Source organism: Bradyrhizobium sp. CCBAU 11386 (genome assembly GCF_028128955.1).
GTDB lineage: Bacteria > Pseudomonadota > Alphaproteobacteria > Rhizobiales > Xanthobacteraceae > Bradyrhizobium.
In genome coordinates this window covers 11,055-26,730 of the sequence record NZ_LBKA01000001.1, presented here as the reverse complement: position 1 = coordinate 26,730, position 15,676 = coordinate 11,055, and the positions used below count along the sequence as shown (strand labels likewise).

The window sequence follows — 15,676 nt, the reverse complement described above, 5'->3', positions numbered from 1 at the left end:
CACTTAGTCGACGTAACCATACCGGTGATAATAGCGATTTCGATAGTAGTCGCCGCGGCGATAGTCGTAACGGCCAAGCGTGCCGATATCTACCTTGTTGAGCACGATTCCCATTAGCTTCTTGTTCACGCCGGACGCCTCGTCCAGACACCGCTTAACCACGTCGATCTTGGTTTCGGCCCATTCCACCACCAGCGTGTAATGATCGACGATGCGGGAGGTGCCGCGCACATCGATAACCGGTGCGAGCGGAGACAAGTCGACAATGATAAGGTCGTAATGCGTGCGGAGAGCCTTGAACAGTTTTTCCATCGAAACCGAGGCAAGCAGATCGGCCGAGTTCGAGAAGCGCTCGGCAATCACGCAGGGGAGAAAGTGGAGGTTTGATTGGCTGTCGGTCCAGAGCACATCCTTCAGTTCTGCTTGACCTAAGACAAGCTCAACCAGCCCCTTCTGCGCCTCCGGCGAGAAACGTCGCGTCAGCGAAGGATTGCGGATATCGCAATCAACCAGCAGAGTTCTCGTGCCGCTCATGGCGCTGGCCTGCGCCACCGCGCCGGCAATCGTCGATTTGCCTTCGTTAGGCAACGACGAGGTGATTCCAATGACCTTGCAAGCCCCCTCGTCATTGCTCAGGTCTATTGCCATCTTGATCGCCCTCATCGCCTCTGCGAAACGGGAGAACGGCGACCGAGCGACCACTCCTGACATTGAATCCATGATATGCATCTGCCGGTTGGCAAGGTGCGTTCCATCTGGATACCCAGGCTCGATGGCGCGAGCGGTCTCTCGAACGGAGACCCCCTTGCCCCTTAACCGGCTCCAACCGTCTTGCGCCAATTTGGCGAACGCGGTGGCTTTGTTCCAGGCGGTCTCCGGCAACTGTTCCGCCGGCACGCGCGGGACGATCGCAAGACAGCTTCCGCCCAACATCGCTTCAACCTGAGGCGCAGTGCGGAACACACGATCCATCATATCTCTGATGAACCCAGCCGCCGCCCCAAACAGACCACCAGCAAACACGCCGCCGAGGAGGATGAGCAGAGTCTTTGGCGACGAGGGGCCGAGCGACACCGCCGCGGGCGTGATCACACGCGCCTCAGTGATTGGAAAGGACTGCTGCTGCACGGACACCATGTACATCTGCAGGAAGTTGTCAGCGAGAGCGCGCGCGCTCTGCGCGTTGCTGTCCAGGTCACGCAGCACGATCTGGGCCTGGCTGGTGTCGTTGGATCGATTGATCGCTTCGTTGAGACTCTTCTGGCTCGCCTCTTCGCGCGACTTGGCAATTTCCAGGTCGCTCTTGAAGCTTTCGGCCGTTCTCCTCAGTTCATCCTTGATCGACCGGCGAATTTCCCGCATCTGATTGCGCAGATTAATCACCGCGAGGTGGTTAGAACCGTAACGGGCCGACCAATCCGACTCTTTCGCCGCATAGTCGAGATAGGTTTGCCGCAGCTTGACGATGACCGGATTCTGCATGGTGTCCGCCACCGTCGCGAGATCGTTGAGGATTACATTGCGATCCTCATCATCCGCTTTGAGAATTGCGGTGATCCGTTCGAGACGGGCTTGCGCTTCAGCCCGTTGCGCTCGCGCGCCAGTAAGCGCACTGTTGAGTTCGGCCAGCTGCTGCTCGCTGAGCAGGCGACCGCCCGCATCGACGATATTGTTCTTGGCCTTATAGTCGGCTACGGCGCGCTCGGCGCCTGACGCCTGCGCCCGCAACTCCTTCATGCGATCCTGCAGCCACACCGCAGCGCGACGCGATGCATTGTACTTGGCCTCTAGGGAGTCGACGATATAGGCCTCAGCCACCGCATTGGATATCTGAGCCGCCCGATCCGGGGAGGTTGAGCGATAATATATGTCGATGACATAGCTCAGTCCTACACGCTTTACGGCCAGGTTTTGCTGGAGACGATTGAGAGCTAGGCGCTGCCGCTGATACTCCGAGCGAGGCGTGGCGCTCGAAAAAGCGGAAAAGACGGACCCTACGATATTGCCGATGAGTCCTCCGCCGTCGCCGGTAAACTCGGGCTGATCGAGCAGCCGCAAATCCTTGATGACCGAAAGGGCGATGGTATCGGACTTGATGATCTCAACCTGACTGTCGATCATTGCGGATTCGATCGGAGCATCGCTTCCAGCCGACTGCTGTTGCTGCGTCAGGCTGATCTTGCGGCTATCGATGATCAGGCTAGCCGTGCTCGAGTACAGCCGCTGCGCGCTGATCACGTAGAGAAAGGCAAGAGCCACGCACGCCAGGAAAACTGCGATCATCAGCGGAAGCTGGCGCGAGACGAGTCCCTTCACAGCCAGAATGGCATCGCTGATTGACAGAAGCTCCGGCTCCGGAGCCTCGACGTTGACGGACGGCAAGCGGCTATGAAGCATGCCCGGAATACTTTGGTTTGAGGGAAGCGATTTTGCGCTGCACTATAATAGTTCGAGCAACACGACGAATATGAGGCGATCGGCGCCTGACAAACCCTTGGTAAAATCACGGAACCGACATTTCGCAACATATTCAATATCTTGGTCCAGGTCAATCGCCCCCCGCCCCAATCAAATAGTCGGCGCAATGGAGATGGATAAGACCACGGACTGCGCTTCGCTGGGGGGCACGTATCCGAACCGGGAGGCCACGCTCCATGCGCCAGCCCCTCGCGATAATGAGGAGACCGAGCAGGGCCGCGTCAACGTAGCTCGCTTCCTTGAGGCACACGACCAGTTCGCCGGGACACTCGATGTGACGCTTCAGCGTCTCGCGGACTTCTCCAAGGTGCACGGCACTAACCCTTCCACCCAAAGCAAGGATGGTTTGACCATTATCGACCTCGGTGGCCAGCCGCAGCGATCTCGAGCCTGAACCCACAAATTTCACCAGCGGATCCAACATCAACAAGGGCAACACCCTCGTAACCACGAGTTTTGCCAGATCCACAAAATCCTTACGGTACCGTGATGCAAGGTAGGGCTCCTCCCAGATCCGCCAGAGCCATTCCAATCCTGTTTTCTGCAGGAGCCCGGGAGAGCGCTGCACAGTTCCTGCCACGAAGTTAATGACGGATCCCAAATGAGAGATGACAGGAACGTTCAGACGTGGGGCATTCACACTGATCCAACTGTGGCCGCGCTTGGCATTGAGAGCCAAGACCAGCAGGTCGGCGCCTGAACTATTGATGTCCTCGAGGATCTCCGGCTTGCTCATGCTTTCGATCGAGCCATAGCCCGGCGAAAAATGACCTGCGCCCTGCACAAACGGGGATAGTTCCACCAAACGCTGGCTGGCGCGGGCCGCGGCCCCATCCGGACCTCCGAAGAAATAGACCTTGAGAGGTCCGGCAGCCCCCGACATCATTTCGTCGAACACCGTCGAGCCAGGGACTCTCTCCCGGATGGGAATCCCAAGCAACCGCGACAGGATCACGAGCGGCATCCCGTCTACAGTGGAGAGATGACTTTTGCCGAGGATATCCCGAAACTCAGAACTCTTCAGGCACGATGTGAGATGATTCAGATTGGGAGTCGACCAGACACAGCGGACGCCGTTGGCGACAGCCCGCTTCAGCTCGGCCATGGCGTCTTGGAACGAAAGCGCATCGACCGGAATGCCAAACAGGCAATAGACGCTGCGGTCAAGATCCACACCGGCCACATTCAGGTCGCGTTCCAACACGCCTGCTATCTCTAGACTATTTTGGATCACGATCGGTTCTCACCCAGGCGCGCTGACGGTCCGAAATAAACTTCAGATATAGCGGAATCTTGGCAAACACGTAGAACGGAACTTTCAGCAACTCCTCAACGGAGCAAAGATCTCTTCCAAAGCGAGACCAAAGCGTCAAGACAGCAAGCGCGAAGACGGCCGCCACGGCGGAACTGACAGCGAACGGCATCACAGCGCCCGCCCCGAGCAAAGCAAGCGCCCCCAGCATCACCGATATGATGGTCACAAGCATCAGCAGGGACAGCGGTGGGACGATGAGATCCAAAGTCATCCCAAGCAAGGTCAGACTCCGCTGCCGTATCGATTCGTAAACGAGTCGAGGCGCATGCGTCACGATCGAGTGAAGATAGCCATGCTCCCAGCGCGTACGCTGCGATTTTTCCGCGCCCGCGTCATCGGGAAATTGGCTGGTGACCACCGCATCCGGACAGAACAGCGGGGCGCTCCCTCGCAAAGCGAGCTTAAGTCCCAACGTCAGATCCTCCACGATCTCGTCGGTCGCGAGCTTGACGGATTGAAGCAACGGTGTTGGGAACGCCATGCCGGAGCCAGTCAACTGGGTTGGCAAGCCGAGCCTAGACCATCCGAGTGGCCTGACGTAATTCTTGGTAAACCAGGCAAGATTTCGGATCGGAGACAGGTGTCCGCTGCGGGAGGGTGTCATCAGATAGGCCGACTGCACTGGCCGTCCGGTCGCCACGGCAAGAGTTGCGAGACGCGCGAGAGCTCCGGGGCCGACTTGACAATCCGCATCGACGATGACCACCACCTCGGGCGCCCCTGTCCGCACCACAAATTCTAACCCATGATCTAAAGCAAATCCCTTGCCACGGCGCGCAGGATCATGACGAGAGGTGACCTCCGCGCCCGCAGCTGCGGCAATCTCAGCTGTTCGATCAGAGCAGTTGTCGGCAACAACCACCACGCGATCCCGGTCCTCAAGTTGTGCTGCAATTGACCGCAACGTTGAGGCAATTCCCTGTTCCTCGTCATGCGCCGGCACGATGACGGCAAGACTCGGACGGCGAAGCGCGTGCAGAGATGGTTCGCCCGTGCGGATGGCGAGGAAAATCTGGGCTGCGAACACAAATATCGGAATTGCTGCCGCGACAGCGACCGCCAAGCTCATGCAAAAGAGCAGCAGACTAAACATCACTTTTCCAAAGCCTGAGCGAAAAGCTCACTCAGCTTTCCTGCTTCCGTTTTCACATTGTGTTTCTGGGCAACTGCAAGAGCCCCGTGCTCGCCCATCGCCTGAAGCACCGAGGCTGGCGTCTCCAGACAGCGACGCATGGCGTCAGCCAATTCGTCTTCTGCGCCAGCTGGAAAAAGCCAGCCGTTCTGCTCATGAACGACAAGTTCCGGGTTACCCGCAATATACGTCGTCAGAACCGGACGACCGAGCGCCATTGCCTCCATGAGAACCACTGCAAGCCCTTCTGCGAAACTGGGCAGAACGAACCCTCGAGCACCAAGGATCTCCTGACGTACGGTTTCGCCATCCGACCAGCCGGTGATGCGGACCTTGCCCTGAAGTTGATGGTCCCTGATCAGTTGCTCGATCATCGGCCGGTGTTCTCCATCTCCGACAAGGACGAGCTCAAAACCAACTCCACTGCTAGCCAACTGCGCGGCAGCCGACACAAGCAACGCCTGCCCCTTCTGTTCGCAGAGACGTCCCACACATACCAACCGGTTAGACTCATTGGCCTTTACGGAGCTGACCAAAAAACGCTCATCAACACCGCAGTGGACAACCTTGATCTTGCGCCAGCCGCTCGGGTCGATGAGGCGCATTAACTGCGCCCGCCCAAATGAGCTGATCGCAACAACGAACTTCGCCTGCTCGACTTTCGTCTTCAGATTGATGCCGCCGACCCGGTCGAACTCCTCCGGACCGTGCACCGTGAAACTAAAGGAGACACCTGCAAGACAATTGATCAGCAGTGCGACATCTGTCGGATTCGTACCGAAATGCACATGAAGATGCGACAACTGACGCTGCCTAAGTTCCCTCGCCAACCAGCAGGCTTCTGCCAAATAGATAACGTGGCGAAAGAAAGGTCGATCGCTTCGACGCATCAGAGCCAATGCCATTATCAATGACCGACCAAATTTGCCTGGCGCAGCAAACATTGTAATGACAATCGCCCATGCAATCGACAATGCGCTTCTGTCTAATACATAGGCAGTGCGGCCCAGTTCCGCCCGATCGTCGGGATCCACAACCTCGGCGTCCCAGCCACGGAGAGCAAACCGATGAATTTCCCACCCCAGCGTTTCAAGCGCCAGGATTTCGCGCCTGATGAAACTGTGGCTGATCTTTGGATATTGATTGATCAGATAGCCCAAGCGCTTCGGTGTCGATGGCTTCAATTCAGGCACGCTGGCAAATTCCCCTTGGCGATGAGAGCTCTCGCACTGCGATAGAATACCAAATCATTGCGGGATCAAGGCAAATTCCCTAGAAATTGGCTATCGTCGCGACCCACGCGATCGAGCAATTCGCCGCGGTGATGAAGATGGATAAGGTCAGCATTTATATTCCAACACGCAATCGCAGATCACTTCTGGAGCGCGCTCTCCAATCTGTCATCCAACAGACACACAGCGATCTGGAGATCATCGTCGTTAACGACGCGTCCACGGACGATACTGGACCCTATCTCGATAATCTTCGAAACATCGAACCTCGCCTCACCGTCATTCATTCCGACAAGCCCAAAGGAGCCCCCGCAGCTCGAAACCGCGCCATAAGAATCGCCAGTGGACAGTTCATCACAGGTTTGGACGACGACGACGAATTCACACCGACGCGAATTGCGAGCCTTCTCAACTACTGGAACGGTCTTGGAGACGACGCGCGCCACATTTCGGGATTATTCACCCAGAGCATGATGACCGACGGCAAGTCATCCTCTCCAACTACGGACCGTAAAGATGAGGTCCGGTATGAAGATCTCTTCTATCACAACTTCATCGGCAACCAGATCTTTTGTCCCACCTCTTTCCTGAGGGAAGTCGGCGGCTTCGATGAAACTATGCCTGCCTTGCAAGACCTCGAACTATTCTTGCGATTGGTGAGGAGGTTCGGACCGGCGCGCCTCGTTCCCGACTACAGTTATGTCTGTTATGTTGACGACGGTCGCGAACGCATCTCGAAGAACAACCAAAAACGTTACGACGCATTCGAGAAAGTCGTGCAGAAGAACAGCGAAGCCCCCTCATATCTGCGACCGCACCTCTTCATGCAGTTGTTCTCGCCGTTCTACGGAACAGTGCCGAGCTTATCCGATTGGAGTCGCATGATCCGATGGGGCGCACCCCCAGCGTTACTCGCGAAGATGTTACGTGCCACCGTTCGAAATGCCTTGGTCATGGCACGCGGTTATGCGCGAAAGCGCACAGCGTAATCCCACGAGACATCGAGAGAAAATATGCGAAACGATCGATCCAGCTATAGTGTGGTCCTTTTGGTTTTGGCCGTTTCGGTCTCGGCGTTCGAAGGCGCGGCCGGAGCCGGCGACACCCGCGATCCCCACCTGCAACCATTTTCAAATGCAAGCTTTTGGAACACGCCGTTGGGTAAGGGAGCAGCCTTTCAAGAACCCCAAGGTCCTGAGACCGCCATGTTGAGAAATGAAAGCGTAGGGGGACATGCCGCGTCCTATGCCTGGATCGGAGGGAATCTCTTGAGGGTGTACCGCCAGAAGCCCGAAGATCCGCTGGTCCGCTGGGAGTATAGGGCACGGTCGACCACCGGACCTTGGCTGTTGCCATCTCCGCTGCACGCCGGCTCTTTCGAGCTCAAATCCCCGCGCGATATCCAGTTTTTAGGAGGCACCGACCAGTACGCAGCTATCATTACTGAGGACGGACGATACGCCTATGAGTTTTGGAAAGGCTCGTTCGACCCGGCCGCCAATATCTATCGCGCCCATTACGTCGTCCTGACCGATCTCTATGGCACGGGCAGGGCCAGCCGCGAGGGCGCATCTGAAGGAATTCGGGCATTCGGTGGGTCGCTGCTCGGCGGCCTGATCCGCTGCCGCGAACTCGACCAGGGCGCGATTCCGCATGCGATAGCGATGGTCATCAGCCCAACGCAGTTGCGGAAGGGCGCCACGGCGGCCGAACAAAAGGTGTGGCCTGCGACGACGACCGACAATGACGGCCGCAACGGATACTCAGGAGCGATTCCGATGGGCGCACTTTTTGCAATTCCACCCTCCGTTGATTTGACCAAGCTCGACCTCACACCCGAGGGGATGGCTCTCGCGCGGGCCTACGCGACATTCGGCGGCTATGTCGTCGATGCCGCGGCGCGAACAAACATGATTGCCGTCACCGAAGCTGGCTGCGGCAACCAAGCCCAGATCGACAATTTGCAACGTGACAAACGCAAGATTTTGGCCCAGCTGCGGATGGTTACGAACAACAGTCCGGAGAGCATCGGCGGACCTGGCGATCGGATCGTGCCGAGACCTGCCGAACTTCGCCCCGCCCGCTAGCATCGCAAGGCCACATTCCGCTAAGCGCTTCTCGGCCTACGGAGGACCGAAACCGTGTGTAGACGGCCTTCCCTGGGGATTAGGATCATGGTCTGGTGACAGGGCAAAGCGCGATGATGATGCATCAAAGCATCATCATCGCGCTCCACGGAGACCAATGCGCCATCGTCCGGAGAGCCGCTGCTCATCTCACGACATGCTCAGAACTGACTATTGCCTGGAATTGATCCTAAGCACCTGGACATTGTTCGCAGCAACGGTCGCATCGTTGGCCGTCGCAATAATCACCCGCACATATTGCAGGAACTTGGCCGAATCCACGGTGGCAGCGTTCGCCGCGAACAGGACGTCCTTGTCACGCATCTCGAACTTGGTCGCTAGGAAGAACCCGGCCGGATCCCGGAAGTCGACATTGTAAACCACTGGCACCAAGGGCCCGACGAATTTCGAGCAATCGACGCCGAGCCGCTCAGCCAATTCGCGCGGCTCGCGCCGATAGACGTACACACCCGCTGGCTCAGCCTGCGCATCAAGCAGGCCACCCGCCTTCGCCATGGCTTGTGCCATGTTGATCTTCCACATGTCGAATGGGAACTGGCCCTGCTGGCCCGCCGCACCAAAGGCCAAGAAGATTTGCGGTTCGCGGTAGACATAAATGGTATCGCCCGGATGGACCCAAACATTGTTGTCAGGCTGATACACGAGGGCTCCAAACGGCACAGTCGCGCGTTTGCCGCCGCGTTCGAGTGTAACCCAGGTCTCCCACCCCTGTCCCTTCGGTCCGCCGGCCCGGCTGATTAGATCCAAGACTCGCTCGCCGGCCGCGTTCGCCTGCAGACGAGCTGGCGTATTGACCTCGCCTAAGACGCTGATCAGCGAGGTGTTTTGCGTGATGAGGGCGACCACCACCTGCGGCTCAATGGCGCGGTTGCCGATAGAGCGCACGATGTCCGACTGTATCTCGCTCGGTGTCCGTCCCGCTGCCTTCACAGCACCGGCATAAGGCACGGTGATATTGCCAGCCGAATCGACATTTTGGTTCGGGAGTTGCACAAAGTTACCCGGCCTTACACCAGCCTCGGCGGGTATGAAAAGACCGCCAGCCGCCGCTTCGAAGATCGTGACCGAAACCACGTCACCGATGCCGAATTTGATGCTTTGGGGACGGGACTTGTCCGGGAAGGTACCAGCAAGCGCGCCTGGTCCGTACTCCTTCAGAACATCGACGACGGTCGCGGTGAGCTTGACGAGTCCGTAGTCTGGACCCGACCTGGTCACCTCACTCTTGATCACGTGATCTTCGGGCCCGGACATGGGCATGATCGAGCATCCCGCCGAACACAGCAGGATCATCGAAAGCAATACTGATAAACTGATGCCCCGTCTCACGCCAAACCCCATCGTATTTCGCAACGAGGATTGAGTGAAATCCTCAACAAAGTCAACGCGGTCCCCGGCGTTTTAATCGAATAGCTTCGGGTTGTTGCGTTGGAGTTACAGCTAGCGCTGCACGATGGCCGCACGCGGTCAATTTCTGGGCAGGAGCCCGCCTAGGAGCGGCATTTGTTTGCCCGATTGCGGGTCAGTAGGCGTTGCCCCGGCGGGCGAGTTCCAGGCAGGTTAGCACTAGGATCTTGAAGTCGAGGCCCAGGCTCCAGTTGTTGATGTACCAGAGATCACAATCCACGCGCCCCTTCATCTGCTCGACGCGCGCGGTCTCGCCGCGATAGCCCTTCACCTGCGCCCAGCCGGTGATTCCGGGCTTAACATGATGCCGGAACGCGTATTCGGACAGCAGATCGCCATAGTGATTGTCATGCGCGAGGGCGTGCGGTCGCGGTCCCACCAGCGACATCTCCCCGATCAGGACGTTAAGTAGCTGAGGCACCTCGTCGATGCTCGACCGACGTAACACGCGTCCGACCCGAGTGACCCGCGGATCGAAGCGCTTCGCCTGCACCACCGCCTCGCCGTCCTCCATCACCGTCATTGTGCGAAACTTAAAAATGGAAAACAGCTTGGCATTAAAGCCATTGCGGCGCTGTCGAAAAAACACTGGCCCAGCCGAATCAATCTTGATGGCAATTGCACTGAGAATCATCAGCGGCGCGAGGATGACCAAGCCAAGCGAAGCGCCGAAAATATCGACAAGTCGTTTTGAGAGTTGCTCCGCACGCGACAGCGGCCCGCGCTGGATTTCAATCGACCATGAACTGCGCAGACGGAACGATGGGTTCTCAGCCAGCGCACGAATTCGTCGATCGGGAACCAATTGAACAGGAAGCGGCGAAATCCTCAAGCGATCCCGCACCAATTCAAGCTTGCGCGTATCGGTCCACGGCAGCGCCAATACGATTTCATCGACGCCGCGCTCGCGTCCGATCGCAAGGGCGTCCTCCAGCGAAGACGATTCGTGTTCGGTCATTGCAAAGCCGCTGTTGCGGTCGCTTGAGAAGACCACACGCCCCACCTCCGTTAGGCCAAACCGCTCCAGCAGCTCCTCGACACCAAGCGCAGCCAGCTCCTCGCGCGTGCCAATGACAATCGCGCGTCTCCCCTGCACCTGCCCGTCAGCAACCGCGCTCGCAACCTGATCTTTCGAGAATCGGCGGCATGCCAGCAAAAGCACCAACGCGAGCAATCCAAAGCAGACGATCGAGCCGCGCGAGAATACCGCGCCCGTCTTCATCAGGAAGGCGAGCAGCGTGAGCGAAAGGCTGACCATCGACCATTGCGCGATAATACGGCCAGCGTCCCTTTGCCGCTTCGAAAGTGCAACACGCAGCTCGTAGAAGCCGCCCGCTTGGCCAATCAGCACGTAAAGCAGCGCGGCGATGATGCCGGCGCCGAGCAACTGATCGATGTTCGTGAAGTCGCCGATCGCAAGTATCTGGTATAGACCACCGCCGACCACGCTGGCGAAGACGATCAGGGACGCATCCACAAGCGCGAGCAGGTATTGAAGCGCCGAGTACGGGATCTTGACGTTGAGGCCGGCTGGGCTGGCGCTGAGCGAGCGCAATGCGAGCGCATCCGCTGTGGACGTCTCTGATGTCGGCGGACTCTCTGGCGCGCGCGCGCGCCCGCCCGTTTCAGTCGAACTCTGAGGGATCAAGATCGCCTCCCGTTACGGATGAGCGCCGTCGAATTAACCTGTAGGTAAAGAACAACACTTAGTGTTGCAATGCAACAAAATTGCGCGATGCAGTACATAAAGTTTTTATGATAGCTCTAGTGCCAAATTGATAAGCAGCTCGTCAAGAGCGGCGAGATCACGAAGCGTTAGTTCGAATGTCAGTCTCAGTGATGCACCGCCCCATTCCCCTCGTCTTTGCCCTGATGATGGCGTTCTCTTGTTGGGCGCACGCCGAAACGGTGCAATCACCGCTGCAGAATTGCGTGCCGGGCACGGGTCCCGAACAGCGTCAACGCTGCGACGACGCCGTGTCGCAACAACTCAACGCATCGAGTCAATCGACGCGTCTCGATGAGGGCTGGCGGTTGGTCAGGACCAGAGATCCGGGCGGAGGCGCGGACGCCGTTTCCGTCATGCGCGCTGCCGATACGGCGAAATCGGACATCAATCTGGCCGGCCTGAGCTTGCGTTGTACGCAGGCGGGTACGGAGGTCGAGCTGATTGTGCTGGAGCCGCAGCCTCGCGCGAGCCACCCCAAAATCAGCCTCACTGCAGGTGCGAATCGAGTCGAGTTCGAAGCCTCCGTTACCCAGAGCGCGCAAGCTATCGTGTTGCCTCAGACGGCTTCGGTGTTGGCTGCAGGCGCATGGCAAAACTCGACGGAGCTCGCCGTCGAAATCGCAGCCAGATCAAGTCCGATCCGAGGCGTTGTACCGCTCAAGGGATTGGCCCGCGCCCTGAGCGTGCTCAGGGCGAGCTGCCCCGTACGCTGAGGCGGCTTCACGCTTTCTTAAGGAACCCGCTGAACGGTTCCTTAGGGAACCAGGTGAAAGGGTGGCGCCCAGGAGACAGTGTATGATTCCGGCTGCCATCTTTTCATTTCTCGTGGGCGCGGTCCTAGCATGGGGCTTCCGCGTCTGGATTATTGTGCCGATTTCGCTGCTTGCGGTCACCGCAGCGGCCACCATCGAACTGACACAAGGTGGCAGTTTCGCGTCAGCAATCGGGCACGCGCTCTTGGTCGGAGTTCTCCCCCAATTAGGGTACGGCTTCGGTCTGTTTGCACGTCACATGCTCGTGGTGTTGCGGGCGCCTTTGGCCGACCGATCGCGCAGCGCGTCTGTTGCAGTGCTGTTCAGGCGGCGGTCAAGCAGCTAGGCGCGCATCACGACGAACGGTCCGCCCCTCCATTTTTGAGCTTCCTGTTGGAGCGACATGACCTCGGATCGCTGCAGGATGTTTGGCGTTGCCCTTTTGATATGCAATAGTCGCGGGAGATCGTCCCATTCCTCGCCCGAAGTTTTTCCCGCTTGCAGATTGCCTTCCGCCTTTTGATCATATTGCTGGCCGCGATCCCGGCGCTGGCAATCCTACATGACGGCCTGGTCAGGCACGCGCTTACCGCCGCGGCCGCAGTGATCCTCGTGTTTGCGGCCATGGGACAGGAGAAAGAGGTCTCCACCGCAGCCCAGATCTTGAAGCGATTTTCGCTCACGATGGCTTTTCCGGCGCTGTGGATGGTCTTGCAACTGGCACCGCTGCCCTTTCCGTCCCTTGTCAATCCGATCTGGTCGACCGCGTCTGCCGCTCTTGGCGAATCCCTTGCCGCGCGCGTCAGCATCAATCCGGGCGCCACACTGCAAAGCCTGATTGCCTACCTGGCCATGCTGTCGCTGCTGATTTCCACCGTCATCGTCGCGCGAGATCGGCACAGGGCCGAAACGCTGTTCTATGTTCTGACCACTGTGACGACATTCATGTCGGCGGAATGGCTGATCGGGCAGCTCGATGTCTTTGCAGGCTTAATACCCCCGACCGGCAGCACCGCCGCATCCGCGTTCACGGCAATGGCCGCACTTTCGGCACTTGCCAACGGCGCGGCGATCGTCATGGCGATCGAGCGGCATTTGAGCCGCCGCGATCCAGAAAACGCCTCATGGATACCGCTGCTGACGCGGCTCGCGCTGGGCGCATTCGGGCTCGCCATGGCGCTGACTGCGCTGAAAAGCCTCGCGGCGGGCGGCGTGATGGCGAGCATCGCGCTGGGATTTGTAGCCATCATCGTTGTCGCGGTCGTTCGCCGTCTCGAAATCAGGTCGTGGCCGGCGATCATCTTGTTCGCCTCCATCGCAACAATTGCCGTGGCGATTTCCTTACTGCGCCTGCAAGATCCGTCGGCGCCAACGATCGCGGGATTTGCGACGTTCGCAACCGCCGAGTCGCTCTCCGTCGCACAACGCGCGATGGCCGATACGCCATGGCTCGGCAATGGCGTCGGCGCGTTTCGGTCCCTTGAACCGATCTATCGCGATTTCGGAGCGGCACCCGTTCCTGAACTGCCTTCAACGGCGCTCGCCGTGGCGATTGAGTGGGGTCTGCCGGCGCTGGCGATCCTCGTTCTGATCGCTATTCAGATCTTCGTGTTCATGTTCAGGGCCGCCATCAGGCGCGGACGCGACTCACAATTCGCGTCAGCAGCCGCTGCAGGCGTCTTGGTATTGCTATGTATGGCATTCTTTGACCAAAGCCTGATGAACGCGACGGTCCAAATCGTCGCCGCGGTCATGACCGGACTCGGGATCGCGCAAAGCGCGGGACGCACCAGCGGTCCCGGTTGAGGCCTACACGTGGCGCGAACCGATCGTGGCCCACAGCTTATTGTGATCGGGCATCTGGATCCGAACCCAGCGGTACGGCGCGCGCGACCAAGGCTTGATCTGCGGGGTCAGATTGTCGAGCACCAGATCACCCCCCTTGGAACGAACAACGAGAACAAGGTGATGCTCTCCAGAATTCGTGACGACCTCGCTCAACAGAAGCGCGCGGGCCGGCCAACCTTGGGCCAGAAGTTGATGACGTTTGGTAACGGCATAGTCGTTGCAATCGCCGCGGTCCGGGCTGATCAGCCACGTTTCGCCGGCAAGGCCAAGTTCGTTGCGTTCAGGAACGATGTCCTTGTTGACCGCCTTGTTAACGTCGTTGAGCTGATCCCACCGCTCTGCCGTCAGCTTGACGGGCCCACCGCGAAACATCGTCCGCTTGCGGCATTCTTCCGCGTAACGGACGCAAAATTGGGTGTAAGCGAAGGGCGGCAAGGCCGGCGCTTCAAATTTGATGCGCTGGATCGCCGACTGCAATCCCATCGGCATCCCCAAAAGCCCCGCGCAGACCGGCTGAAATCCGGAGATCATCGCCACGATTCCAATCGCGGCCCAGGCTAAAATCTTGCGCATGTCTGACTCCCCCACATGTCGGTTGGGGAGCACGCTAGATGGATCGCTTTGAAATTTTGCGCCGTTCGGCCCTGCAAATAGAATCAAACGATCCGGTTGTTGTGCACGGATGATTTACCATGTCGGCTGCGGGACCAGGGGTAGCAATTGCAGGACAGAATCCGCGTTTACGCGATCAGCGACATCCATGGCAGTGCCGATTTGCCTGAGCAGATATTCACCACCGGTCACGAGAGACCTTGCCGCAATCGGCTCGTTGCGAGCGATCCATGGTTTTCCCCGGCAACTACATCGATGCGCACCGGTTTCCAGCCGAGCGATCGATCTGCTCATCGACCGGGCGGTCTTCCCGAATGATAGTCACATTTCTGCTCAACATCGTCCGGGCCCTTCGCAGGCGTCCTGCGAGCGGTTCAGTCTGCGCGGCCTGACCATCGGCTGTACAGTCCGCACGAACCGCCAAAGCGAGCACGCGGGTGAACTCTGCCTGCCGGCGAACACAAGCCTGGGCAAAAGCCTCCTCGAGCACTCGGTTCAATCAGTCGATCCTTCCTTCTCTTTGGCGCTTCGCGGCTGAAACGGCACCGAGAGATCAGAAACTGGGGAATGCCGATCCCTCAGGCGCACATTCGCCGAGGATGAGCACCGTAGCCGCTTCGCCACGAGCAGGTCGACCTCCTCGGCGTCGTCGACTCACCAACCGCCTCGCACGTCAAGATCGTATTCCTCCGGAGAAACACGGGGATCGTGGTTCCCACTTAACGCTTCCTTTGTTCAACCACTCAGAACCGATCGATAGCCTTTGCGCGGTGGAGATGTGTTGGCTGTAGGCATCCATCAATCCCGGTACATCACGTTGGTGGCTCCAATGACCTCTACTTCGACGACGACAACACTCTCCGATGGTTCGACCCAGACTCTCACTTACACGAACGGAGTTCTTTCCAGTGCAGTGATCAAATACGCACCGGGTTCTTCCAACGTGTCGGATACCAAGCTCTATACGACAGTAAACGGGAACGCAGTCCTCACCAGCGACACCGTTCTCCACGCCGACAAGAGC

At 58.4% G+C, this 15,676-nt stretch carries 13 protein-coding genes; 6 read left to right on the top strand and 7 right to left on the bottom strand.

Annotated features, from left to right (window positions below):
- Positions 1 to 3 precede the first annotated feature (3 nt).
- The 4 genes from XI09_RS00130 to XI09_RS00115 all read right to left on the bottom strand — a co-directional run bounded on the left by XI09_RS00130 (position 4) and on the right by XI09_RS00115 (position 6,118).
- Positions 4 to 2,397 (bottom strand): polysaccharide biosynthesis tyrosine autokinase, encoded by a 2,394-nt coding sequence (locus XI09_RS00130; protein ID WP_271565139.1) that lies wholly within the window; start codon positions 2,395 to 2,397, stop codon positions 4 to 6.
- A 151-nt stretch (positions 2,398 to 2,548) separates the two neighbouring features.
- Positions 2,549 to 3,682, bottom strand: a complete 1,134-nt coding sequence (locus XI09_RS00125) for a WecB/TagA/CpsF family glycosyltransferase (protein WP_271565138.1) — start codon at positions 3,680 to 3,682, stop codon at positions 2,549 to 2,551.
- Between the two features lie 16 nt (positions 3,683 to 3,698).
- A complete protein-coding gene (locus XI09_RS00120) occupies positions 3,699 to 4,886 on the bottom strand; it encodes a glycosyltransferase family 2 protein (RefSeq protein WP_271565137.1) in 1,188 nt (395 codons plus the stop codon).
- Complete coding sequence (locus tag XI09_RS00115) at positions 4,886 to 6,118, bottom strand: glycosyltransferase family 4 protein (RefSeq protein WP_271565136.1); 1,233 nt, start codon at positions 6,116 to 6,118, stop codon at positions 4,886 to 4,888. Before XI09_RS00115 ends, XI09_RS00120 begins: the two co-directional genes overlap by 1 nt.
- 86 nt (positions 6,119 to 6,204) lie before the next feature.
- On the opposite strand from XI09_RS00115, the gene XI09_RS00110 reads away from it, so the two are divergent.
- Together XI09_RS00110 and XI09_RS00105 are read left to right on the top strand one after the other, a co-directional pair.
- Complete coding sequence (locus XI09_RS00110; RefSeq protein ID WP_271565135.1) at positions 6,205 to 7,146, top strand: glycosyltransferase; 942 nt, start codon at positions 6,205 to 6,207, stop codon at positions 7,144 to 7,146.
- A 24-nt stretch (positions 7,147 to 7,170) separates the two neighbouring features.
- A complete protein-coding gene (locus XI09_RS00105; RefSeq protein WP_271565134.1) occupies positions 7,171 to 8,244 on the top strand; it encodes a hypothetical protein in 1,074 nt (357 codons plus the stop codon).
- Between the two features lie 210 nt (positions 8,245 to 8,454).
- Here the strand turns inward: XI09_RS00105 and XI09_RS00100 are convergent, their stop codons facing one another.
- Both XI09_RS00100 and XI09_RS00095 read right to left on the bottom strand, forming a co-directional pair.
- The gene (locus XI09_RS00100; RefSeq protein WP_271565133.1) at positions 8,455 to 9,564 is read right to left on the bottom strand and encodes a polysaccharide biosynthesis/export family protein; all 1,110 of its coding nucleotides are present in this window, start codon (positions 9,562 to 9,564) and stop codon (positions 8,455 to 8,457) included.
- 262 nt (positions 9,565 to 9,826) lie between these two features.
- Positions 9,827 to 11,359, bottom strand: coding sequence for an undecaprenyl-phosphate glucose phosphotransferase (locus XI09_RS00095; protein WP_271565132.1), 1,533 nt, complete (start codon positions 11,357 to 11,359; stop codon positions 9,827 to 9,829).
- A 191-nt stretch (positions 11,360 to 11,550) separates the two neighbouring features.
- Between XI09_RS00095 and XI09_RS00090 the strand changes: the two genes are divergently transcribed.
- From XI09_RS00090 to XI09_RS00080, 3 genes are all read left to right on the top strand, one after another.
- Positions 11,551 to 12,153 (top strand): hypothetical protein, encoded by a 603-nt coding sequence (locus XI09_RS00090; protein WP_271565131.1) that lies wholly within the window; start codon positions 11,551 to 11,553, stop codon positions 12,151 to 12,153.
- A gap of 82 nt (positions 12,154 to 12,235) precedes the next feature.
- Entirely contained in the window at positions 12,236 to 12,538 is a 303-nt protein-coding gene (locus XI09_RS00085; protein WP_271565130.1) for a hypothetical protein, read from the top strand.
- A gap of 152 nt (positions 12,539 to 12,690) precedes the next feature.
- Positions 12,691 to 13,998: an O-antigen ligase family protein gene (locus XI09_RS00080; protein ID WP_271565129.1), complete on the top strand. Its 1,308-nt coding sequence runs from the start codon at positions 12,691 to 12,693 to the stop codon at positions 13,996 to 13,998.
- 3 nt (positions 13,999 to 14,001) lie between these two features.
- On the opposite strand, the gene XI09_RS00075 is transcribed toward XI09_RS00080, so the two are convergent.
- The gene (locus tag XI09_RS00075) at positions 14,002 to 14,613 is read right to left on the bottom strand and encodes a transglutaminase-like cysteine peptidase (protein ID WP_271565128.1); all 612 of its coding nucleotides are present in this window, start codon (positions 14,611 to 14,613) and stop codon (positions 14,002 to 14,004) included.
- Between the two features lie 868 nt (positions 14,614 to 15,481).
- On the opposite strand from XI09_RS00075, the gene XI09_RS00070 reads away from it, so the two are divergent.
- Positions 15,482 to 15,676: hypothetical protein (locus XI09_RS00070; RefSeq protein WP_271565127.1), on the top strand; the 195-nt coding region annotated here is incomplete at its 3' end.

Coding starts and splice junctions, on each gene's coding strand:
- XI09_RS00130 (WP_271565139.1), bottom strand. CDS start 2,397: ATGCTTCATAGCCGCTTGCCGTCCGTCAACGTCGAGGCTCCGGAGCCG.
- XI09_RS00120 (WP_271565137.1), bottom strand. CDS start 4,886: ATGTTTAGTCTGCTGCTCTTTTGCATGAGCTTGGCGGTCGCTGTCGCG.
- XI09_RS00105 (WP_271565134.1), top strand. CDS start 7,171: ATGCGAAACGATCGATCCAGCTATAGTGTGGTCCTTTTGGTTTTGGCC.
- XI09_RS00100 (WP_271565133.1), bottom strand. CDS start 9,564: ATGCCCATGTCCGGGCCCGAAGATCACGTGATCAAGAGTGAGGTGACC.
- XI09_RS00090 (WP_271565131.1), top strand. CDS start 11,551: ATGCACCGCCCCATTCCCCTCGTCTTTGCCCTGATGATGGCGTTCTCT.
- XI09_RS00085 (WP_271565130.1), top strand. CDS start 12,236: ATGATTCCGGCTGCCATCTTTTCATTTCTCGTGGGCGCGGTCCTAGCA.
- XI09_RS00075 (WP_271565128.1), bottom strand. CDS start 14,613: ATGCGCAAGATTTTAGCCTGGGCCGCGATTGGAATCGTGGCGATGATC.